The organism is Telluria sp. ZT3P26, from assembly GCF_059686035.1.
Genome location: NZ_JCASII010000004.1, coordinates 39,582 through 60,089, shown reverse-complemented (window position 1 = coordinate 60,089; position 20,508 = coordinate 39,582). Strand labels below are relative to the sequence as shown.

Genomic DNA, 20,508 nt, shown 5'->3' with positions numbered 1-20,508 from the left:
CCCGGCCGCGGCGCCAGAAGCATCACGACGTACCGCTCCCCGCCCACGGAAGGGTTGCTGTATAGAATCAAATTCTGCACACAATTGCCTGAACTAGCAAGACAAACCGGCGTTTGTCCTGCGGGGCGTGTGGCGCATTTGCTGTCTGAAATTGCCCGCGCTCCAGCCCCGTCAACCGCACCCACCTCTCGAAATCCGAACTGATCATGGCCCTACTCGACATCCTTCGCTATCCCGACCCACGTCTGCACAAGATTGCCACGCCCGTGACCGAATTCGGCACCGAGCGCCTGCGCACCCTGGTGGCCGACATGGCCGACACCATGTATGACGCGCCCGGCGTCGGCCTGGCCGCGAGCCAGGTCGACGTGCACGAGCAGGTCGTCACGATCGACGTGACCGAAGCGCAGGACGACCTGATGGTCTTCATCAATCCTGAAATCACCTGGTCGAGCGAAGAGCGCGCCGTGTACGACGAAGGCTGCCTGTCGGTGCCGGGCGTCTACGACGGCGTCGAGCGCCCGTCGCGCGTGAAGGTGCGCGCCTTCGACCTCGACGGCAAGGAGTTCACGGTCGACGCCGATGGCCTGCTGGCTGTCTGCATCCAGCACGAGATGGATCACCTCAAGGGCAAGGTGTTTGTCGAATACCTGTCGCCGCTGAAACGCAACCGCATCAAGGCCAAGCTGCAGAAGGAAGAGCGCGGCCTGGCGCGTGAAGCAGCGCAGCGCAGCGCGCGCCGTTGATGAAGGTCGTCTTTGCCGGCACGCCGGAGTTTGCCGCCGTCGCCCTGCGTGCGATCCACGAAGCCGGCTTCACCGTCCCCCTGGTGCTGACCCAGCCCGACCGCCCGGCCGGGCGCGGGATGCAGTTGCAGGCTTCCAGCGTCAAGCAATACGCGCTGGCGCATGGCATGCCGGTGGCGCAACCGCTGTCGCTGCGCACCGACAGCAAGGATCCCGAGCGCGCCGAACAGGCACGCGCGGCCCATGCGCAGCTGCTGGCGCTGGACTATGACGTGATGGTGGTGGCGGCCTATGGCCTGATCCTGCCGCGCAGCACGCTCGACATCCGCCCCTGCATCAATATTCACGGCTCGCTGCTGCCGCGCTGGCGCGGCGCCGCGCCGATCCACCGCGCGATCGAGGCGGGCGACGTGGATGCCGGCGTGACCATCATGGAAATGGAAGAAGGCCTCGACACCGGCCCGATGCTGCTGATGGAGGGCTTGCCGATCGAGGACACCGACACCACCGGCACGCTGCATGACAAGGTGGCGGCATTGGGCGCGCGCATGATCGTCGAGGCGCTGCACAAGATGGCGGCCGGCCAGCTGGTGGCCACACCGCAGCCGGATGTCGGCGTGACCTACGCGGCCAAGATCACGAAAGAAGAAGCGAAGCTCGATTTCGCGCTGCCGGCGGGCGTCCTGGCACGCAAGATCCGCGCGTTCAATCCGTTCCCCGGTGCGAATGGCGTGGTCGATGGCGTGGCAGTGAAGATCTGGCATGCCGTGGCAGTCGAGGGCAACGGCGCGCCGGGCCAGGTGCTGCAGGCGGATGCGGGCGGAATCGTGGTGGCGTGCGGCGCGGGCGCGCTGCGCCTGACCGAGCTGCAAAAACCCGGCGGCAAGCGCCTTGCGGCGGCCGAATTCCTGAAGGGTTTTGCGCTGGCGGGCTTGACGTTCAACTGACCAGGCGCGTGCTTCGGAAACAACAAGGCAGCCCGCGGGCTGCCGTTTTTGTCTTCACGCCGTGAAACAGGCACCGCGCCGGCGCCTTGCAATCACCTAGTCGGCCTGCGCATCACGCTCGGCGTCCATGTGTTCACGCAGAACCTGGTTGATGCGGGTCTGATAGCCAGGACCGGCGGCCTTGAACCATTCAAGCATATCCACATCCAATCGGATCGTGACGATCTGTTTCACACCATTGCTGGCGACTTGCGGCCTCGACGATGTTGCTGGCTCCGGGTTGCGGTCCATCGGCTGATCCCAGTCCGGTCGATATTCTTTGTTCATGCGTTATCCCATCTATTCACGCCACTCGCGGTGGCTTGACTTGATTGTCGTCCCACCATGTAACGTAAAGATTGCTGCAAAGGTGTGAATTGTAACGCCATGTAACACATTCCGTGTTACATACAAAAGGATACATACACAGGCCCGACTTTCAGCGATATCAACGGCTTGGCGTATAATCTCAGACCGCCCAACAGGCTCCATCTGTCAAGCCGCCTCCTCGAAAGACCTCACCATGAACGCCCGCGCCAACGCCATCTCGCCGATCGAAACCCAGCTGCGTGACATCCTCGCGCGCCGTATCATGATCCTGGATGGCGCGATGGGCACGATCATCCAGCAGTACAAGCTCGATGAAGCGGCATACCGCGGCGAGCGGTTTGCGACCTTCGCCGCGCCCGAAGGCAGCGGCGCACGCGAGCTGTTCGTCAAGGGCAATAACGAGCTGCTGACGCTGACGCAGCCGCAGATCATCCAGGAAATCCACGAACGTTACCTGGCCGCCGGCGCCGACCTGCTCGAGACGAACACGTTCGGCGCGACCGGCGTGGCGCAGGACGACTACCACATGGCGCACCTGGCCTACGAGATGAACGTGCAGGCCGCCAAACTGGCGCGCGCTGCCTGCGCCAAGTACTCGACGCCAGAGAAGCCGCGCTTCGTCGCCGGCGCGCTGGGCCCGACGCCCAAGACCGCCTCGATTTCGCCTGACGTAAACGACCCGGCGGCGCGCAACGTGACGTTCGACCAGCTGGTCGCGTCGTACCACGAGCAGGTGCGCGGCCTGGTCGACGGCGGCGCCGACGTGCTGCTGGTCGAGACGATCTTCGATACCCTGAACTGCAAGGCGGCGCTGTTTGCGATCGACCTGTACTTCAACGAACACCCAGACGTGCCGCGCCTGCCGCTGATGATCTCGGGTACCGTGACCGATGCGTCGGGCCGCATCCTGTCGGGCCAGACCGTGCCGGCCTTCTGGAATTCGGTGCGCCATGCCAAGCCGCTGACCATCGGCCTCAATTGCGCGCTGGGTGCCGCCCTGATGCGCCCGTACGCGCAAGAACTGTCGAACATCGCCGATACCTTCGTCTGCATCTACCCGAATGCCGGCCTGCCCAACCCGATGAGCGACACGGGCTTCGACGAACTGCCCGAGGACACGTCCGCGCTGCTGCGCGAATTTGCCGATGCGGGCTTCATCAATATCGCCGGTGGCTGCTGCGGCACGACGCCCGAACACATCAACGCGATCGCAACCATCCTGGAGCAGCACGCGCCGCGCGTGATTCCCGAGATCCCGGTGGCGATGCGCCTGTCGGGCCTGGAGCCGTTCACGATCGACGAGTCGTCGCTGTTCGTCAACGTCGGCGAGCGCACCAACGTGACGGGTTCAAAGGCGTTCGCGCGCATGATCCTCAACGAGCAGTTCGACGAGGCGCTGTCGGTCGCGCGCCAGCAGGTCGAGAACGGCGCCCAGGTCATCGACATCAATATGGACGAAGCGATGCTCGACTCGCAGGCGGCCATGACGCGCTTCTTGAACCTGATCGCATCGGAACCCGATATCTCGCGCGTGCCGGTGATGATCGACTCGTCCAAGTGGTCGGTGATCGAGGCGGGCCTGAAGTGCGTGCAGGGCAAGGCGATCGTCAACTCGATCTCGATGAAGGAAGGCGAAGAAGAATTCATTCGCCAGGCGGTCCTGTGCCGCCGCTACGGCGCGGCCGTGATCGTGATGGCGTTCGACGAACAGGGCCAGGCCGACACGTTCGCGCGCAAGACCGATATCTGCGGCCGCGCCTACAAGGTGCTGACCGAGCAGGTGGGCTTCCCGCCCGAAGACATCATCTTCGATCCGAACATTTTCGCGATCGCCACCGGCATCGAAGAACACGACAACTACGCGAACGACTTCATCGAAGCGTGCCAGTGGATCCGCGACAATCTGCCGTACGCGAAGATCTCGGGCGGCGTGTCGAACGTGTCGTTCAGCTTCCGCGGCAACGATCCGGCGCGTGAAGCGATCCACACCGTGTTCCTGTACCACGCGATCAAGGCGGGCCTGACGATGGGCATCGTCAACGCCGGCATGGTCGGCGTCTACGACAACCTGGCGCCCGAACTGCGCGAGCGCGTCGAGGACGTCGTGCTCAATCGCCGCAAGGACGCCACCGAACGCATGATCGAGATCGCCGGCACCCTGAAAGCCGGCGGCAACAAGCAGGAACAGAACCTCGAATGGCGTGAAGCCGCGGTCGAACAGCGCCTGGCGCATGCGCTGGTGCATGGCATCACGCAGTGGATCGTCGAAGACACCGAAGAAATGCGCCAGCAGGTGCTGGCCGCGAACGGCCGCCCGATCCACGTGATCGAAGGCCCGCTGATGGACGGCATGAACATCGTCGGCGACCTGTTCGGCCAGGGCAAGATGTTCCTGCCGCAGGTGGTGAAATCGGCGCGCGTGATGAAGCAGGCCGTGGCGCACCTGGTGCCATTCATCGAAGAAGAAAAGGCACTCGAAGAAGCGCGCACCGGCATCGTCTCCAAGCCGAAGGGCAAGATGGTGATCGCCACCGTCAAGGGCGACGTGCACGATATCGGCAAGAACATCGTCTCGGTGGTCATGCAATGCAATAACTTCGAGATCGTCAACATGGGCGTGATGGTGCCGTGCGCCGACATCCTCGCGCGTGCGAAAGAAGAAAACGCCGACATGGTAGGCCTGTCGGGCCTGATCACGCCATCGTTGGAAGAGATGGCGCACGTGGCGCGCGAGATGCAGCGCGATCCTTACTTCCGCGACCGCAAGATGCCACTGTTGATCGGTGGCGCAACCACCAGCCGCGCGCACACGGCCGTCAAGATCGCGCCGTTCTACGACGGCCCGGTGGTGTACGTGCCGGATGCATCGCGTTCGGTATCGGTCGGCCAGTCGCTGGTCACGGACGACACGCGCGACGCCTACATCATCGAACTGGCGCAGGACTACGAACGCATCCGCATCCAGCACGCCAGCAAGAAGGCGCTGCCGATGCTCACGCTCGAGCAGGCACGCGCCAACAAGGCGCGCCTCGCATTCGCGCCGGTGAAGCCGAAGTTCATTGGCCGCCGTATCTTCAAGAATGTTGACCTGGGCATGATCGCGCGCTACATCGACTGGGGCCCGTTCTTCCAGACCTGGGACCTGGCCGGTCCCTTCCCCGCCATCCTCACCGACCCGGTGGTGGGCGACGCCGCGAGCAAGGTGTTTGCCGAAGGCCAGGCAATGCTCAAGCGGATCATCGAAGGCCGCTGGCTGTCGGCCAACGGTGTCATCGCGCTGCTGCCAGCGAACACGGTGCATGACGACGACATCGAAATCTACACGGACGAATCACGCTCGCAGGTGGCATTGACCTGGTACGGCCTGCGCCAGCAGGGCGTGAAACCCATGGTGAACGGCGAGCAGCGCCCGAACCAGTGCATCGCCGACTTCATCGCGCCGAAGGACAGCGGCGTTGCCGACTACATCGGCATGTTCGCCGTGACAGCGGGCCTGGGCATCGAAAAGCACGAGCAGCGCTTTGAAGCCGCGCACGACGACTACTCGTCGATCATGCTCAAGTCGCTAGCCGACCGCCTGGCCGAAGCGTTCGCCGAATACCTGCACGAACGCGTGCGTACCGACCTGTGGGGTTACGCCGTCGGCGAAGACCTGAGCAACGAAGCGCTGATCGCCGAAAAATACCTGGGCATCCGCCCCGCCCCCGGCTACCCGGCCTGCCCCGAGCACACAGTCAAAGCCGACATGTTCGCCACGCTGCAAGCCGAAGAAATCGGCATGCAACTGACAGAGTCCTACGCCATGTACCCCGGCGCCGCCGTCTCCGGCTTCTACCTGGCCCACCCCGACTCAAAATACTTCGTCGTCGGCAAAATCGCCAACGACCAGGTCGACGACATGGCCACCCGCCGCAACATGGACAAACAGGAAGTCGAACGCCACCTGGCCCCCAACCTCTCCTGACCCAAATAGGGTCAGAGTAGAATTAATTAGTAATTTTTCCTGAGATCACTAATTTTAATTAGGGTCAGAGTCGAATTATTGAGCAATTGCTCTCGTCAATAGCGGTCTCGGCCATTTGCGGCCTTGCGGATTGGAAAAGTTGTCAAACAATTCGACTCTGACCCTCATTGTTGGGTAATTGCTTTTCTGGCTGGGAATGTGAAACGGGCCGGCAGTTTCCTGGCGGCCCGATTGGGTGATGCTGCTGGTGGCGTCAGATCGCGTAGCGTACGACCTTGTCGCTCCATTCGAATGCAGCCACTTCGAGCTCGGCCAGGTCGTCGCCGTCAAAGGCCAGTGACTTCAGGCCGGCGAGCATATCGTCCTGCTGGTCGTCCATGCGTTCGATCGATTCGGCCAGCTTGAGCAGTTCGCCAAAGAAGCCCGTGCGGTTCAGGAGCGCGGCGCGCACTTCGTCGATCACGGGGATCTGTTCGACGATGTCACGCATCGGGATGCAGAACAGCGTGTCCATCAGCGACATCATGCCGACCGTGAACGCGATGTCGGCAACGTTGCGCTGCGCCGGGCGCATGCGCTGGGCCAGCAGCTCCATCAGGCGCGCGCGGGTTGTGGCCAGCATCAGGAGCGGACTCTGGCTGTGGCCGCGCACGTCGGGTTCGGCAAACAGCAGGATCTGCAGCCAGCGCTGCAACTGGCGCCGGCCCAGCAAGGTCAGGGCCTGGCTGATCGATTCGATGCGCCGCCCTGCGCCGACGGCTGGCGTGTTCACCAGGCGCAGCAGGTTCAGGCCGATCGTCACTTCGCGTTTGACCACCTGCTCGATCTCGGCATTGTCGGCATCCGACATGATCAGGTTCATCAGGTCGAGCACCGTCGTCTGCGATGGCGACAGCTTGCGCCCCGCGATCACCGATGGTTTGGCAAAGTAATAGCCCTGGAAATAGTCGAAGCCGACGTCCAGGCAGGTCCGGTATTCGGTGAGGTTCTCGACCTTCTCGGCCACCAGCCGCTTGCCGGTGGTGCGCAGGCGCGGCGCGAGCGACAGCATCGTCACGAGCGGCAGCGCGCGCAGGTCCATCTTGACGAAGTCGATCACGGGCAGCAAACGCGACAGCGCCGCGCCATGGGCCGATGCTTCGGCAGCAAAGCGAAAACCGTGCGATGCCAGGTGCGTCATGCGGTTGATGACGTCGACATCGGGTTCGACCGAGCTGACGATGTCCAGCACCGTGCGCTCGCGCGGCATGAACGCGAACATGTCGCTCATCAGCGCCTCTTTGTCGACATTGATGAACGCGGTGGCATCGCCAATCGCACGCGGCAGGCCGAGCTGGGATGCATGGTGGATGACGCTGGCGCTGGCCGACAGGCCGGACTCGAACTCGGCCGGCCCCTGGGCACTGCCCCGGAACAGCAATTCGTAACCAAACAATGCCTGGTTACGGTCCAGCACCGGCTGGCGCGCCAGGAAGAAATTGCGCATGCGCAGTGGCTGGGATGCCTCGTCGAGGCGGGCTGTATCGGTCATGTCATTCTCAATATCGCGGCAACTAATCTACTTTACCGCATCCCAATGACAGTTGGGTTTCCTAAAATAAATTTTTTGTGAGAATGTTGGGGAACGATCAACTTGCTGACAGTGTCGCCACTTCCTGCGGCAGACCTTCGACGAACACCTTCAGCTCGCCCGGCACGAAATGGGTCCATGCTTCGTTCGTCGTCAGCGGTTCAGTCACGATGATGGCGACCCGGTCATCGGGCGTCGTCACCTGCGAAAAGTCGACCGACAGGTCTTCGTCCGACAGGCAGGCCGTCACGAACGGGTGCTTGCGCACGACGTAGCACAGCTTGGTAGAGCAATGCGTGTACAGCGCCGTGCCGTCGGACAGCATCATGTTGAAGGTGCCATGGGCGGCGATACCGGGAATGATGCGCTCGAGCGCCCCGGCCAGCGCCGCGCGCGTGGGCGCCGTGTCGCCGAATTCGCGGCGCAGGCTTTGCAGCAGGAAGCAGAAGGCCAGCTCGCTGTCGGTCGTGCCGACGGGCCGGAATGCACCATCGAGGACAGGCGCGAATGCCTTGAGGTCGCCGTTATGGGCAAACACCCAGTAGCGGCCCCACAATTCGCGCACGAACGGATGGCAGTTTTCCAGCGCCACCTGGCCGACGGTGGCCTTGCGGATATGGGCAATGACGTTGGTGGACTTGATCGGGTAACGCTTGATCAGCTCGGCGATCGGCGAGGCAATCGCTGCCTGGTGATCGACGAAGTGGCGTACGCCGGTACCTTCGAAGAACGCGATCCCCCAGCCATCATGGTGGGTATCGGTACGGCCGCCGCGATGGGCGAAGCCGGTAAAAGAAAAGACAATGTCAGTGGGGACATTGCAGTTCATTCCAAGTAACTGGCACATGGGTACAGCTTGGTAGACTACTGAAACGAGAGCGCCATCACCCTGGCAGGAGATGGCGCGGCAGGTACTTCGCCAGCGGCTTAATGCAGCACCACCGGTTGGCTCATGAGCGTGTCGTACTCGCCCAGGAATTCGTCGATTTCTTCCATCGTCGGTTCGCTGGCGATCAGGTTGTTGACATCGCGTCGGAACGATTGCGCGAGCCGGCCGCCGATGAACGCTTCGCGCCGGCCGGTCTTGTCGACGATCTCGAAGCCACCAAAGCGCAGTGCCTCGAGTTCACGATCGACACCGAATTCGACGACGCTGTACTGTTCACTGTTGTAGATCATGTTCATGTTGACTCCTTCGATCAGAAAGTTGGTGCCAACCTGCCGGATGGCGGCAAATGGCAGGCTGTTCACTTCGATAAAGAGGTGGGGCTGGCCAGCTGGATTTCAAGTGAACGCGCCCGTAAAGCTCAGGCGTGCACGACGGGTTCCAGGGCCAACAGCTGATCGTATGGCGGTGCTGCAAGCCACGATCGCAACTGATCAAGGTGTTCGCTGCTCGCCAGACCGATGAACAGGCGCCGAGGGCGTTGGCGCAGCAGACGATTCAATGTTACACGCAAAACCAGATTCCCGTCGCAGCACAGGCAGCCCGGGGCGATGCGCATGACCTGCAGGCCAGGATGGGATTCGAGCGGGGTGGCGGCCACGCCGAGGCCTTCGAGGATGACGGCGTCGAACGGGATGGCGGGCGCCGGCAGGCGGCTGGCCGGCGATGCCGGGCCACTGACGGACGCAGACGATGCAGACGATGCAGAGGCTGCATCGAAGGGCGCGGCCAGCAGCGCCGCAATGGTCCCTTCGCGCGCCGCCGCCGTCGAACCGGTAACGAGACTGGTGGCCGCGCGGGCCATCAGCCCCCTTTCTTGGCCAGCTTGCCCGGCTCGACGCCGAGCTGCTTGAGCTTGCGGTACAAGTGGGTGCGCTCCAGGCCCGTCTTTTCGGCCACGCGCGTCATGCTGCCGCCTTCGCGGCCCAGGTGGTGTTCGAAGTACATGCGCTCGAACGCGTCGCGTGCTTCGCGCAGCGGCAGGTCGAACGACAGCGTGTAGCCGGTGCCCTCGCCCTGCGACATCGCATGCACGAGGCGTGCGCCATTGCCAAGGGCCGCGCCTGCGCCTGGCTGTGCATTGGCCGAGGCGAACATCGGCGCCGATGGCGAGGCCGACGCCGATGCAGCGCTGCCACCGTCAAGGCCCATGCTCGGCACGCTTGGCGCGATCGGACGCGGCGGCGCCATCGGCGCACGCGCGACTTCCTGCGCGCGGCTCAGACCCTGCTGCACGGCCTTGAGCAGCTTTTGCAGCGCGATCGGTTTCTCGAGGAAGTTCAGCGCGCCGATGCGCGTTGCTTCGACTGCGGTGTCGATGGTCGCGTGACCCGACATCATGATGACCGGCATGGTCAACAGGCCGTCGCGCTGCCATTCCTTGAGCAGCGTGACGCCATCGGTATCGGGCATCCAGATATCGAGCAGCACGAGATCCGGGGCGCCGGCCGCGCGCGCCTCGCGCGCCTGCTGCGCGTTCTCGGCCAGGGTGATGGCATGACCTTCGTCACCGAGAATCTCGGACAACAGCTCCCGGATCCCCATTTCATCGTCAACTACCAGTATGTTCGCCATCTCTTCTACCTTCCTGATCTTCTACCCGACGTGTGTGCAATTTTATAAGTTTTTTGCACCGAAGGGGAGTTCGAAAAACCATTACGAGCGGAGCCACGATCGGCCGGAAATACGCACTGTACTGACAAACACGGCGCAGTGTACTGCCGGGCGGTGCGATTGGCAGGACAACACGCAGCCGCTTGTTCAGTTGTCCTTAAGCCAAGCTTGCTTCGGGAGCTAACTTTAACAGTAAAATCGACACTGCTGCGCCAGTTCCATCGCTGCGGTTCCCGACATCGATGCGGCCACCGTGTTCGTCGATGATTTTCTTGACCATCGGGAGGCCAAGGCCCGTGCCGCGCGCCTTGGTCGTCACGTACGGTTCGAACGCGCGCGCCAGGATGCGGGGCGCGAAACCGGGCCCGTTGTCGACGATCGCCAGGCGCACCGCGGTGCCGGCAAAGCCACCGGTGCCGGTATACTGGATCGCCTCGGTCGTGATGTCCACGCGCGGCGCCGGCGCATCTGGTCCCCGCTCGACCAGCGCATCCTGCGCATTCTGCACCAGGTTGTGGATCACCTGGCGCAACTGGGTCGCGTCGCCCATCACGCGCGGCAGGTCCGGCGCAAGGTTGGCGTGGATGATGTCGCTGCCGTCATCAGCCAGGTACAGGCTCAGGATCTCGGCGATCAGGCCATTCAGGTCGAGCTGGTCGAGCATCGCCGGCGGCGTGCGTGCATAGTCGCGGAAGTCGTCGACCATGCGCTTCATCGCATCGACCTGATTGACGATCGTGGTCGTGCCGCGCTGGAGCAGGTCGGCCTGCGCTTGCGGCAGGTGTTCGGCCAGCTTCATCTGCATGCGTTCGGCCGCCAGCTGGATCGGCGTGAGCGGGTTCTTGATCTCGTGCGCCAGGCGGCGCGCCACCTCGCCCCAGGCCACCGAGCGCTGCGCGGTGATCACGTCCGAGATATCGTCGAACACGACGATGAAGCCGCTGTCGGCGCCCACCGGCAGGCGCGAGCCGCGCGCCAGCAGCACGATGTCGTGCTCCTGTTCGTCGGCGGCGCCGCTCTTGCGCTGGGCGTCGCGCGGAATCTCGATCTGCTGCTGCCAGTGCGCGCGCTTGCGCCGCTCGGCCGCCACGTGTGCGCTTTGCGCCGAGAACGAGCGCGCGACTGTGTTCGAGAAATGTTCGAGGCCGGCGATGCGGTTCAACGGCCCGGCCATCGCGCCCGGTTCGACCTGCAGGATGCGGTACGCAGCGTCGTTCGAATTGACCACCACGCCTTCGGCATCGAGCACGATCACGCCGGCCGACATGTTCGCCAGCACCGATTCCAGGTGAGCCTTGGCGCTTTGCAGCGCGGCGCGGTTGCGCTCCACGGCGCTTCGGGCCTCGAACAGCTGGCCCGTCATTGCGTTGAAGGATCGGGTCAGCGTGCCCAGTTCATCGTTGGTCTCGACAATGGGGCGCGGCGACAGGTCGCCCTCGGCCACCGCCTGCGTGCCTTCGGCCAGCACCAGCAGTGGCTGCGCGAGGTTGCCGGCGATGAGGAAGGCGCTGCCGATCGCCCCGAAGATCGCCAGCAGCAGCGTCAGGGTCAGCGTCACGATGTACATCTTGCGCAGGCCGGTGCGCGCCTCGAGGCGCAGCCGGTATTCGGTGGAGGCCGAACGCAGCACCTCGGCGTTCGAGGCCAGGCCGACCGGCACCGCCTGCAGCAGCTGCAGGTAGCGCTGCTGCACGCCGGGCGGTTCGGGCACGGCCATCACGACGCGCAGGCGCAGGCCGGTGACCGCATCGAGTGCATTCGAGGCGCCGTCTGCGGCCTCGTCGCCCGCGTCGGCAGGACCGACACCGCCCTCGGCCTGGGCATACCCGCCCGGCATCCCGGCGCTGCGCAGCATGCGTTCATTGGGCGCGTCGGCAGCCAGGTTGGCGCCGCGGTCTTCGGTAGCGGCCGACAGCACGGCGCCGTTGGCGTCGACCAGCATCGCGCTTTGCAGGCCGCTGGTGTCAGCCAGCAGCCGCGCCAGCACCGGTTGCGCGGTCATGTCGTTCTGCCCTGCCAGCGTGGCGGCGGCCGTCTGCGCGGTGGCGCCCAGTTCGGACAGCGATTCGTCGAGCGCGGCGCGGCCCAGGTTCAGGCCGGACTCGATGGCCGATTCGATCTTGACGTCGAACCACGAATCAATGGAGTGCGAGACGAACTGCACCGACACGATGAAGATCACGAGGCCCGGCAGGATGCCGATCCCGGCAAACAGCAGCACCAGCCGGGCCATCAGGCGCGAGCCGAACTTGCCGGCCTTGTAGCGTGAATACAGGCGCCCCAGCGCGACGACGACAACGATCAGCAGCAGGAACGCCATCGCGGCGGTCAGGCCCAGCAAGGCGCTGTAGTAACGGCCGAAGAAGCCGGAGTTGTCGGACGCGCCGGCCAGCAGGAACAGCAGGATCGAGACGATCGCGCCGCCGACGATCAGCGCATAGCGCACCCCGCCGCTGATCACTTCACTCCGCACGGTAGGTGAAGGTCTTTCGGCTGGAAGTCAGGCGCCAGTCCGAGTCGTTGAAGGCATTGACCTGCAACGGCTTTTGCAGGTACTCGCGGTCCATGTACATGCGCAGCGAGACTTCATACACTTCGCCGGGCTTGAGCGTGCCCTTGGGTGCGATCAGCCAGCGCGTCGGGCGCCGGATCATGAACATCGCGTCCTCGAAGGTCTGGAAGCGTTCCTGGAACGAGCCCACCACGACCACGTAATACTGGCGCGTGAGCACGTCGTACGAAATGCGGATGGTGCGTTTTTGCGAGACGGCCTTCTCGTCGCGCCAGTACCAGCGCGGGCGCGTGAGTTCGATCTCGGTGGTGAAGTGCAGCTGGACCCCGTGCTGGATCGCGTCCTTCAGGCCGTGATTCAGTTCGAAGTTGTAGGCCGTGTTGAGGCGGTAGCCATCGTCGCTCGCTTCGATGGTTGCGCGGGTGATCTCGATATCGTCGGCCGCCTGCGCCGGCGTGCCCATGGCAACGCACGCGATCGCCAGCAGAAACTGACAGGCGAGAAGGCGGAAAAATCGTAACGTCACGGGGGAGCCGGGGCCTTAAATAATGCGCGTAGTGAAAAGAACTTCACGCCGCTTTCTTCTGGAACAGGGCGTAGAACAAACCGTCATGATCCTGTCCGGCGCCACCGACGGGCAGCAGTTGGCCCGGCGCATCGAGGCGGACCGCGTCGTGGCGGGCCGCGAAGGCAGCCGCCTGCGCCTCCGATTCCTGGGGCCAGAGCGAACATGTCACGAATAGCAATTTACCATTCGGCAGTAGCATCTGCCAAAGGTTGTCGAGTATTTTGGCTGAAAGTGTTGCAAGTTGGGATGTATCCGACTTGCGGCGCAACCAGCGGATATCCGGGTGACGCCGCACGATGCCCGACGCCGTGCACGGCACGTCGGCCAGGATGCGGTCGTATTGACGGCCATCCCACCAGTCGGTCGCGCCGGCATCGGCCGTCACGAGTTGTGCCGCCAGGCCAAGTCGGCCGAGGTTGTCACCCACGCGGCCGAGGCGCAGCGCATCGGTATCGACGGCCGTGAGGTCCACATCCGCCACCTCGAGGATATGGCCGCTCTTGCCGCCGGGCGCCGCGCACGCGTCGAGCACGCGCATGCCGTCCTGCAGGTCGAGCAGCGGCGCAGCCAGCTGGGCGCCGGCATCCTGCACCGACACCACGCCCTCGGCAAAGCCGGGAATCTGGCTCACATTGATCGCCTGCGCCAGGCGCACCGCGTACGGCCCGACCTGCTCGGCGTCCAGGCCCGCGTCAGTCAGCGACTGCAGGTAGGCGGCGACATCCTGCCGGCGGCGGTTCACGCGCAGCGTCAGTGGCGGATGCGCGTTGCCGGCCGCAAGCACCGCTTCCCAGTCGCGCGGGTAGGCGGCGCGCGCGGTGTCGATCCACCACTGCGGATAATTCCAGCGCGCCAGCGGCGTGCGCAGCGCTTCTTCGACGAGCGATTCACGCTCGCGCAGGAAGCGGCGCAGCACCGCATTGACCATCGCCTTGGCGTGCGCGAAATCGGGGTGCGCCGCCGCGCCGGTGACGGCCTGGTCGACCACGGTAAATGCTTCGTACGGCGCCGGTGTGCCATCGGGCGGATCGAGCAGCGACAGCGCCGCGCACAGCAGCGCGCCCAGCATCGGCGGCTCGGGCGCCTTGCTCGTCATCAGGCCCAGCAGCGTTTCACTGCGGCCCAGCTGGCGCATGGTGCGGTAGGCGATGTCCTGGATCGCGCCGCGCGTTTGCGGCGTGACGTCGTAGGCGCCGAACACGATCGACAGAGCCTGCGGCAGCGCCATGCCGCCCTGCACGCGGGCGACGGCGCTGGCCGCGCCCAGCAGCGCCAGCGCCAGCGAGTCGGATTTCAGGTCGGGCTTGTAGTCGCGCTGCGGCGCCACCTTCACTTCATGACTGGCACGCAGGCGCGGCTCTTCGCGCGGCGCGCGCACGACGTGATGCTTCAACTGATAGCCGGACGCCGCTGCCGGCTGGGCCGGTGCGCGTTCGCCCTGCGGTGCCTGACTGCCCTGCCCCTGCCCGTGTCCCTGTGCGCGTGGTTGCGCGCGTTCGCCGGCCTGGGCCGGCTTGCGGCCTGCTGCGCCGGCGCCGCGGCGGTCGGATGCCGGCTTGGCCTTGGGTTTCAGGGAGAGCGTTGGACGCTTGTCAGTCATGGCGAATAAATTGTTGCGAAAATGGGCTCCCATTGTAACGGTTATGCCTTTGACGACGCTTAATATAGTGGCCGCTGTGGTTATCCTGATGATGGGTGCTACGCTGGCCGCTGGCGCCGCAGCCCGCCAAAGCGATCCTTCAAGCTAGTATAATGTGCACTGTTTGCCTGACCTCCAGGCGCCGCCTCATTACATTTTCGACCATTCCCATGCTCGCCCAACAAAAACAACAAATCGTTGCCCTGTTCCAGGCCGCCCTCGCGCCGATCGTTGCCGGTACCGATCTCACCCCGAACGTGGTGCTCGAACGGCCGCGCGATCCGTCGCATGGCGACATCGCCTGCAATATCGCGATGCAGCTGGCCAAGCCACTGAAAACCAACCCGCGCGAACTGGCCACGCGCCTGGTCGCCGCACTGCTGGCCGAACCTGGCGCAGCAGGCCTGATCGACGCGGCCGACATCGCCGGCCCCGGCTTCATCAACCTGCGCGTGGCCGCCAGCGCCAAGCAATCGGTCGCGCGCAGCGTGCTCGAACAGGGCGCGGCATTCGGTAGCAGCACCAGCGGCGCCGGCCACCACGTGATCATCGAATTCGTCTCGGCCAACCCGACCGGCCCGCTGCACGTCGGTCACGGCCGCCAGGCCGCGCTGGGCGACGCGATGGCGTCGCTGTTCCTGTCGCAGGGCCATGACGTCACGCGCGAGTTCTATTACAACGATGCGGGCGTGCAGATTGCCACGCTGGCCAACTCGGTGCAGGCACGTGCGCGCGGCTTGAAACCGGGCGATGCCGGGTGGCCCGAGTCGGCCTACAACGGCGACTACATCGCCGAAATCGCCGCTGATTTCCTGGCCAAGAAGACTGTGTCGGCCAGCGATGGCGAGCCGGCCACCGCCAGCGGTGATGTGGACGACCTCGAATCGATCCGCCGCTTCGCCGTGACTTACCTGCGCAACGAGCAGGATCAGGATCTGCAGGCCTTCGGCGTCAAGTTCGACAACTACTACCTTGAATCGTCGCTGTACGCCGACGGCAAGGTCGACACCGCCGTCAAGACGCTGGTCGACTCGGGCAAGACCTACGAGGACGGCGGCGCGCTGTGGCTCAAGACCACCGACTACGGCGACGACAAGGACCGCGTGATGCGCAAGTCCGACGGTACCTACACGTACTTCGTGCCGGACGTCGCGTACCACATCCAGAAATTCCGCCGCGGCTTCGACCAGGCGATCAATATCCAGGGCAGTGACCACCACGGCACGATCGCGCGCGTGCGCGCCGGCCTGCAGGCGGTCGACATCGGGATCCCGCAAGGCTATCCCGACTACGTGCTGCACAAGATGGTCACCGTCATGAAGGACGGCGAAGAGGTCAAGATTTCCAAGCGCGCCGGCTCATACGTCACCGTGCGCGACCTGATCGACTGGTCGGGCGCGGGCGACGTCACGCGTGGCCGCGATGCGGTGCGCTTCTTCCTCATCTCGCGCAAGGCCGACACCGAGTTCGTGTTCGACGTGAACGTCGCGCTCGAAACGAGCGACGAGAACCCGGTGTACTACGTCCAGTACGCCCACGCGCGCATCTGCTCGGCGCTGGCCAACTGGGGCGGCGATGTCGCTTCGCTGGCCAGCGTCGATTTGTCGCCGCTCACGTCGCCGAAGGAATTCGAACTGCTGGCCAAGCTGGCGTCGTACCCTGAAGTGCTCGAGCGCGCGCTGGCCGAACTGGGCCCGCACCAGGTCGCGTTCTACCTGCGCGAACTGGCCGGCGACCTGCACAGCTACTACTTCGCGCACAAGTGGCTGCTGGACGACGACGAGCCGCTCAAGCTGGCCCGTCTCGCGCTGGCCGCCGCCACGCGCCAGGTGCTGCGCAACGGCCTCGCACTGATCGGCGTGTCGGCGCCGGACAAAATGTAACACTGCATCCCACAGCACAACCAGAAAGCGTCATGACCGCCATTCGATCCTTCTCGCCCCTCCGCCAGCGCGGCAGCACCCTGACGGGCATCATCATCGGCCTGATCATCGGGCTGGGCATCGCAGTGGCGGTCGCTCTCGTGATCACCAAGGGCGCGTCGCCCTTCACCGACCGTTCCAACAAGATGGGGCGGCCGGCCGACCTCGAACCGAGCCAGGCCAACGATCCGAACAAGCCGCTGTACGGCACCCGCACACCGGTGCGCGAAACGCCCAAGCCGGCGCCAAGCGCACCGGCGCCCGCGCCTGCAGCGCCGGCTGCGGCACCGGCCGACGCGGATCCACTGGGCGCAGCGATCGCCGGCATGCAGGAGCCGCGCCGCGCACCGGCACCGGCCCCAACGCCGGCGCCCGTCAATACGGTCGCCGCGGCGCCAGCCGCAGCCGCCGTCACCGACGGCTACATCTATTACCTGCAGGCGGGCGCGTTCCGCGAAATGTCGGACGCCGAAAACACCCGCGCCAAGCTGGCCCTGCTGGGCTTCGAGGCCGCGATCACCGATCGCAGCACCGACAGCGGCGTGCTGCACCGCGTGCGCGTCGGTCCGTACACGCAGGTCGAAGCCGTCAACCGCGCGCGCGCCAAGCTGCTCGACAGCGGCATCGACGTCGCCATCGTGCGCAACCAGCGCTGATCCGGCATGTCGCTGCCGGCGGAGCGCGTCTTCATCACCGGCGCCTCGAGCGGCATTGGCGCCGCGCTGGCGCGCGCGTATGCCGCACGCGGCGCCACGGTCGGCCTGCTCGGCCGGCGGCGCGACGCGCTCGACCAACTGCGTCAATCACTCCCTGATTCCTCGCGCCATCAAGTCTATGTAGTGGATGTGCTCGATCGCGCGGCCCTTGCCAGCGCGGCGCAGGACTTCCTCGCCTTGAACGGCGGCGCCGATATCGTCATCGCCTGCGCCGGCATTTCGCAAGGCACGCTGACCGAACAGGCCGACGACCTGGCCGTGTTCGACGCCGTGTTTGCCACCAATATGAACGCCACGGTGGCGACCTTCGCGCCATTCATCGCCGCCATGAAAACGCAGTCGACGCCGTGCCGCCTGGTCGGCATCGGCAGCGTGGCCGGCATTCGCGGCATGCGCGGCGCCGGCGCTTACTGCGCCAGCAAGGCCGCGCTGCACAGCTATTGCGAAGCGCTGCGCGTGGAGCTGCGCCCGTCGAACATTCGCGTGGTGACCATCGCGCCCGGCTACATCGATACCCCCATGACCCGAGCCAACCGCTTCCCCATGCCCTTCCTGATGCCTCCCGAACGTTTTGCCACAGAGGCTGTTGCGGCAATCGCGCGCGGCGACAGTTACCGCGTGCTGCCATGGCAGATGGGCGTCGTTGCCAGGCTGCTGCGCCTGCTGCCCAATGCCCTGTTCGACCGTCTGTTTGCGCGCGCGCCGACCAAGCCGCGCCGGGAGCAGCCATGAACGCCGCCGCCATCGCCGCGCAATCGCGCGCCGGTATCGCCATTGAAGTCGTGGCGCAGACCGGGTCGACCAACGCCGACCTGCTCGCGCGCGCCGGCACACTTGCCGCCCCGCTGCTGCTGGTGGCCGAACACCAGAGCGCCGGCCGCGGACGCGCCGGCCGCAGCTGGCTGTCGTCGCCCGAAGGCTCGCTGACGTTTTCGCTGGCCTGGCGCTTCGACGGCGGGCCGCAGGCGCTGCTTGGCCTGCCGCTCGCGGTGGGCGTGGCGCTGGCCGACACGCTTGGCACGCTGGGCCAGCAGGTCCAGCTGAAGTGGCCGAACGATGTGCTCAAGGATGGCGACAAGCTGGCGGGCATCCTGATCGAAACCCAGGCCGCCCCTGGCGGCGGCACCTGGACCGTGATCGGCATCGGCCTGAACCTGTTGATGCCCGACGAGATGGAAGCGCAGCTGGGCCGCAGCGCGGCCGGCATGCCATGGCTGGCGCGCATGGACCGCGACGCGTTGATGGCGGCGCTCCTCGATGGCCTGGCGGACTGCCTGCGCGAATTTGCCACGCGCGGGTTTGCCGCCTTCAGCGCGCGCTGGAACCTGCGCCATGCGTGGCAGGGCGAGACCGTTGTCCTGCTCGACGGCGGCGTCGTGCGGCACGAAGGCCGCGCAGCCGGTGTCGACGACAGCGGGCGCCTGCTGCTCGATACGGACGAAGGCCGCATCACCGTGATGGCCGGCGACGTTTCGCTGCGGGTGAAAGCATGATGCTGCTGATCGATGCCGGCAATACCCGCGTCAAGTGGGCGCTGGCAGACGACCGCGCGGCGCCCGGCGCCTGGTCGGCAACCGGTGCGGTGGCCCATGCCGGGCTGGATGCGGTGCATGAAGACTGGGCGAGTGCCACGCGCGTACTGGTCTCGAATGTGGCGGGGCCTGCGCTGGCCGAACGCATCGCCGCGCTGCTGCCCGCCGGCGCGCAGGTCGAGTGGTTCGCGTCCACCCTGCAGCGCGCCGGTGTCACCAACGGCTACCGCGAACCGGCGCGGCTCGGGTGCGACCGCTTTGCCGCCGCCATCGGCGCGCGCGCACTGCTGCCTGGCCAGGACCTGATCGTGGCCACCTGCGGCACCGCCACCACGGTCGACGCGGTGCGCGCCGACGGCCGCTTCCTCGGCGGCATGATCCTGCCGGGACTGGCCCTGATGGCGGCGAGCCTGGCGCGCAACACGGCGCAACTGCCGCAGGTTGACGCCGGCGCGCTGCCGCCGCTGTTTGGCGACAATACGCAGGATGCAATCCTGTCCGGCCTGCTCTCGGCGCAGGCCGGCACGATCGAGCGCGCGGTGGCCGGACTGGGCGGCGCTGCCTGCATCGTCTCGGGCGGCGCCGCGCCCCATATCGCGCCAGCCCTCAAGGTTGCGCACCAGGTGGTCGATAACATCGTACTGGTCGGCCTGCATGCGGCAGCCACCGGCTCGACGGGAGAAACGCGGTGTTGAAATTCGTGTTCTGGGCGCTGCTGGGCGCCAATGGCGTATTGCTGGCATATGGCCAGGGCCTGCTCGGCCAGTCGCCGGATGCGGCGCGCGAGCCGGCGCGCCTGAAAAACCAGCTAGCGCCCGAGCGCATGCAGCAGCTCACGCCGACGCAGGCCAGGCAAGCGGCGGCGAGCGTGGCGCCGGCGCCGCAAGACGAGGCGCCCGTGCCGCTGCCTGCGCCCTCGCCTGCGCCAGCGCCAGCTCCGGTTATGCGGGAGCTGGTCGCCTGCGTCCAGGCGGGCCCGTTCAGCACGGCCGATGCGCGCCGCTTCGAGGCCCGTGTCGCTCGGCTTGGCCTCGCGGCGCGCCAGTCGCGCATCGAGATGCCGTACCAGGAAGTGACGAGCCGCCTGGTCTACCTGCCGCCGAACGGCGGCCGCGAGGGCGCCCAGCGCCGCGTCGCCGAGCTGCGGGAACGTGGCGTCACCAACTTCTTCATCATGCAGAACGACACGTCGCCACTGCGCCATGCGATTTCGCTGGGCGTGTTCAAGTCGGACGGTGCGGCGCGAAAGCTCGTGGCCGACCTGCAGCGCCAGGGCGTGCGCGGCGTGCGTATCCTGCCGCGCGGACCGCAGGTCATGCGCACCGGCTATCAGTACCGCGGCATCGACGTCACCGAACGCGACCGCTTGACGGGGTTTGCCGACGACTACAACGGCGTCGCCCTCACCCGCTGCAGTTGAGCTTGCATCACGATTCGCCACAGCGCACTTGCGGGTGCGCTTT

The 20,508-nt window shown here is 65.5% G+C and carries 18 protein-coding genes; 9 read left to right on the top strand and 9 right to left on the bottom strand.

Annotated elements, in window-relative coordinates; translation table 11 throughout:
* The first annotated feature begins 206 nt into the window (after positions 1 to 206).
* Entirely contained in the window at positions 207 to 746 is a 540-nt protein-coding gene (gene def, locus AC56LN_RS13960; RefSeq protein ID WP_482897318.1) for a peptide deformylase, read from the top strand.
* Positions 746 to 1,693, top strand: coding sequence for a methionyl-tRNA formyltransferase (fmt, locus tag AC56LN_RS13955; RefSeq protein WP_499572566.1), 948 nt, complete (start codon positions 746 to 748; stop codon positions 1,691 to 1,693). The genes def and fmt overlap by 1 nt, the downstream gene beginning before the upstream one ends.
* 96 nt (positions 1,694 to 1,789) lie before the next feature.
* Here fmt and AC56LN_RS13950 read toward each other — a convergent pair whose 3' ends face one another.
* Positions 1,790 to 2,020, bottom strand: coding sequence for a BrnA antitoxin family protein (locus AC56LN_RS13950; protein WP_499572564.1), 231 nt, complete (start codon positions 2,018 to 2,020; stop codon positions 1,790 to 1,792).
* Between the two features lie 235 nt (positions 2,021 to 2,255).
* Here AC56LN_RS13950 and metH point away from each other — a divergent pair, with 235 nt between their 5' ends.
* The gene (gene metH / locus AC56LN_RS13945) at positions 2,256 to 6,026 is read left to right on the top strand and encodes a methionine synthase (RefSeq protein WP_499572562.1); all 3,771 of its coding nucleotides are present in this window, start codon (positions 2,256 to 2,258) and stop codon (positions 6,024 to 6,026) included.
* 253 nt (positions 6,027 to 6,279) lie between these two features.
* On the opposite strand, the gene AC56LN_RS13940 is transcribed toward metH, so the two are convergent.
* The 8 genes from AC56LN_RS13940 to rsmB form a co-directional block, all read right to left on the bottom strand.
* Positions 6,280 to 7,557 carry an EAL and HDOD domain-containing protein gene (locus tag AC56LN_RS13940; protein ID WP_499572561.1) on the bottom strand — a complete coding sequence of 426 codons (1,278 nt, stop codon included), beginning with the start codon at positions 7,555 to 7,557 and terminating at the stop codon, positions 6,280 to 6,282.
* A 97-nt stretch (positions 7,558 to 7,654) separates the two neighbouring features.
* Entirely contained in the window at positions 7,655 to 8,443 is a 789-nt protein-coding gene (locus AC56LN_RS13935) for a class II glutamine amidotransferase (RefSeq protein ID WP_499572559.1), read from the bottom strand.
* An 80-nt stretch (positions 8,444 to 8,523) separates the two neighbouring features.
* On the bottom strand, positions 8,524 to 8,781 hold the full coding sequence (locus AC56LN_RS13930) for a BTH_I0359 family protein (RefSeq protein WP_343024945.1): 258 nt from the start codon (positions 8,779 to 8,781) through the stop codon (positions 8,524 to 8,526).
* 122 nt (positions 8,782 to 8,903) lie between these two features.
* The gene (locus tag AC56LN_RS13925; RefSeq protein WP_499572557.1) at positions 8,904 to 9,347 is read right to left on the bottom strand and encodes a GTPase; all 444 of its coding nucleotides are present in this window, start codon (positions 9,345 to 9,347) and stop codon (positions 8,904 to 8,906) included.
* Positions 9,347 to 10,117, bottom strand: coding sequence for a response regulator (locus tag AC56LN_RS13920; RefSeq protein WP_499572555.1), 771 nt, complete (start codon positions 10,115 to 10,117; stop codon positions 9,347 to 9,349). The genes AC56LN_RS13925 and AC56LN_RS13920 overlap by 1 nt, the downstream gene beginning before the upstream one ends.
* Positions 10,118 to 10,313: 196 nt before the next feature.
* Positions 10,314 to 12,614, bottom strand: a complete 2,301-nt coding sequence (locus AC56LN_RS13915; protein ID WP_499573290.1) for a sensor histidine kinase — start codon at positions 12,612 to 12,614, stop codon at positions 10,314 to 10,316.
* Between the two features lie 4 nt (positions 12,615 to 12,618).
* Positions 12,619 to 13,194: a DUF4390 domain-containing protein gene (locus AC56LN_RS13910; RefSeq protein ID WP_499572553.1), complete on the bottom strand. Its 576-nt coding sequence runs from the start codon at positions 13,192 to 13,194 to the stop codon at positions 12,619 to 12,621.
* A 43-nt stretch (positions 13,195 to 13,237) separates the two neighbouring features.
* The gene (gene rsmB, locus AC56LN_RS13905; protein ID WP_499572552.1) at positions 13,238 to 14,836 is read right to left on the bottom strand and encodes a 16S rRNA (cytosine(967)-C(5))-methyltransferase RsmB; all 1,599 of its coding nucleotides are present in this window, start codon (positions 14,834 to 14,836) and stop codon (positions 13,238 to 13,240) included.
* Between the two features lie 209 nt (positions 14,837 to 15,045).
* Between rsmB and argS the strand changes: the two genes are divergently transcribed.
* From argS to AC56LN_RS13875, 6 genes are read left to right on the top strand one after another with little or no spacing between them, the layout of a single operon-like run.
* A complete protein-coding gene (gene argS / locus AC56LN_RS13900) occupies positions 15,046 to 16,758 on the top strand; it encodes an arginine--tRNA ligase (protein ID WP_499572549.1) in 1,713 nt (570 codons plus the stop codon).
* A 32-nt stretch (positions 16,759 to 16,790) separates the two neighbouring features.
* Positions 16,791 to 17,453 carry an SPOR domain-containing protein gene (locus tag AC56LN_RS13895; RefSeq protein ID WP_499572547.1) on the top strand — a complete coding sequence of 221 codons (663 nt, stop codon included), beginning with the start codon at positions 16,791 to 16,793 and terminating at the stop codon, positions 17,451 to 17,453.
* Between the two features lie 6 nt (positions 17,454 to 17,459).
* Complete coding sequence (locus tag AC56LN_RS13890) at positions 17,460 to 18,245, top strand: SDR family oxidoreductase (protein ID WP_499572545.1); 786 nt, start codon at positions 17,460 to 17,462, stop codon at positions 18,243 to 18,245.
* A complete protein-coding gene (locus AC56LN_RS13885; protein WP_499572544.1) occupies positions 18,242 to 19,006 on the top strand; it encodes a biotin--[acetyl-CoA-carboxylase] ligase in 765 nt (254 codons plus the stop codon). Before AC56LN_RS13890 ends, AC56LN_RS13885 begins: the two co-directional genes overlap by 4 nt.
* Positions 19,003 to 19,740, top strand: coding sequence for a type III pantothenate kinase (locus tag AC56LN_RS13880; RefSeq protein WP_499572542.1), 738 nt, complete (start codon positions 19,003 to 19,005; stop codon positions 19,738 to 19,740). Before AC56LN_RS13885 ends, AC56LN_RS13880 begins: the two co-directional genes overlap by 4 nt.
* Entirely contained in the window at positions 19,734 to 20,465 is a 732-nt protein-coding gene (locus AC56LN_RS13875) for an SPOR domain-containing protein (protein WP_499572540.1), read from the top strand. The genes AC56LN_RS13880 and AC56LN_RS13875 overlap by 7 nt, the downstream gene beginning before the upstream one ends.
* The last annotated feature ends 43 nt before the right edge of the window (positions 20,466 to 20,508 follow it).

Bases quoted from the DNA above. Each gene is read 5' to 3' on its own strand.
- AC56LN_RS13880 (WP_499572542.1), top strand. From the start codon at position 19,003: ATGATGCTGCTGATCGATGCCGGCAATACCCGCGTCAAGTGGGCGCTG.
- fmt (WP_499572566.1), top strand. From the start codon at position 746: ATGAAGGTCGTCTTTGCCGGCACGCCGGAGTTTGCCGCCGTCGCCCTG.
- AC56LN_RS13940 (WP_499572561.1), bottom strand. From the start codon at position 7,557: ATGACCGATACAGCCCGCCTCGACGAGGCATCCCAGCCACTGCGCATG.
- metH (WP_499572562.1), top strand. From the start codon at position 2,256: ATGAACGCCCGCGCCAACGCCATCTCGCCGATCGAAACCCAGCTGCGT.
- AC56LN_RS13890 (WP_499572545.1), top strand. From the start codon at position 17,460: ATGTCGCTGCCGGCGGAGCGCGTCTTCATCACCGGCGCCTCGAGCGGC.
- rsmB (WP_499572552.1), bottom strand. From the start codon at position 14,836: ATGACTGACAAGCGTCCAACGCTCTCCCTGAAACCCAAGGCCAAGCCG.
- AC56LN_RS13930 (WP_343024945.1), bottom strand. From the start codon at position 8,781: ATGAACATGATCTACAACAGTGAACAGTACAGCGTCGTCGAATTCGGT.
- AC56LN_RS13950 (WP_499572564.1), bottom strand. From the start codon at position 2,020: ATGAACAAAGAATATCGACCGGACTGGGATCAGCCGATGGACCGCAAC.
- AC56LN_RS13885 (WP_499572544.1), top strand. From the start codon at position 18,242: ATGAACGCCGCCGCCATCGCCGCGCAATCGCGCGCCGGTATCGCCATT.
- AC56LN_RS13895 (WP_499572547.1), top strand. From the start codon at position 16,791: ATGACCGCCATTCGATCCTTCTCGCCCCTCCGCCAGCGCGGCAGCACC.
- AC56LN_RS13925 (WP_499572557.1), bottom strand. From the start codon at position 9,347: ATGGCCCGCGCGGCCACCAGTCTCGTTACCGGTTCGACGGCGGCGGCG.
- argS (WP_499572549.1), top strand. From the start codon at position 15,046: ATGCTCGCCCAACAAAAACAACAAATCGTTGCCCTGTTCCAGGCCGCC.
- AC56LN_RS13935 (WP_499572559.1), bottom strand. From the start codon at position 8,443: ATGTGCCAGTTACTTGGAATGAACTGCAATGTCCCCACTGACATTGTC.
- AC56LN_RS13920 (WP_499572555.1), bottom strand. From the start codon at position 10,117: ATGGCGAACATACTGGTAGTTGACGATGAAATGGGGATCCGGGAGCTG.
- def (WP_482897318.1), top strand. From the start codon at position 207: ATGGCCCTACTCGACATCCTTCGCTATCCCGACCCACGTCTGCACAAG.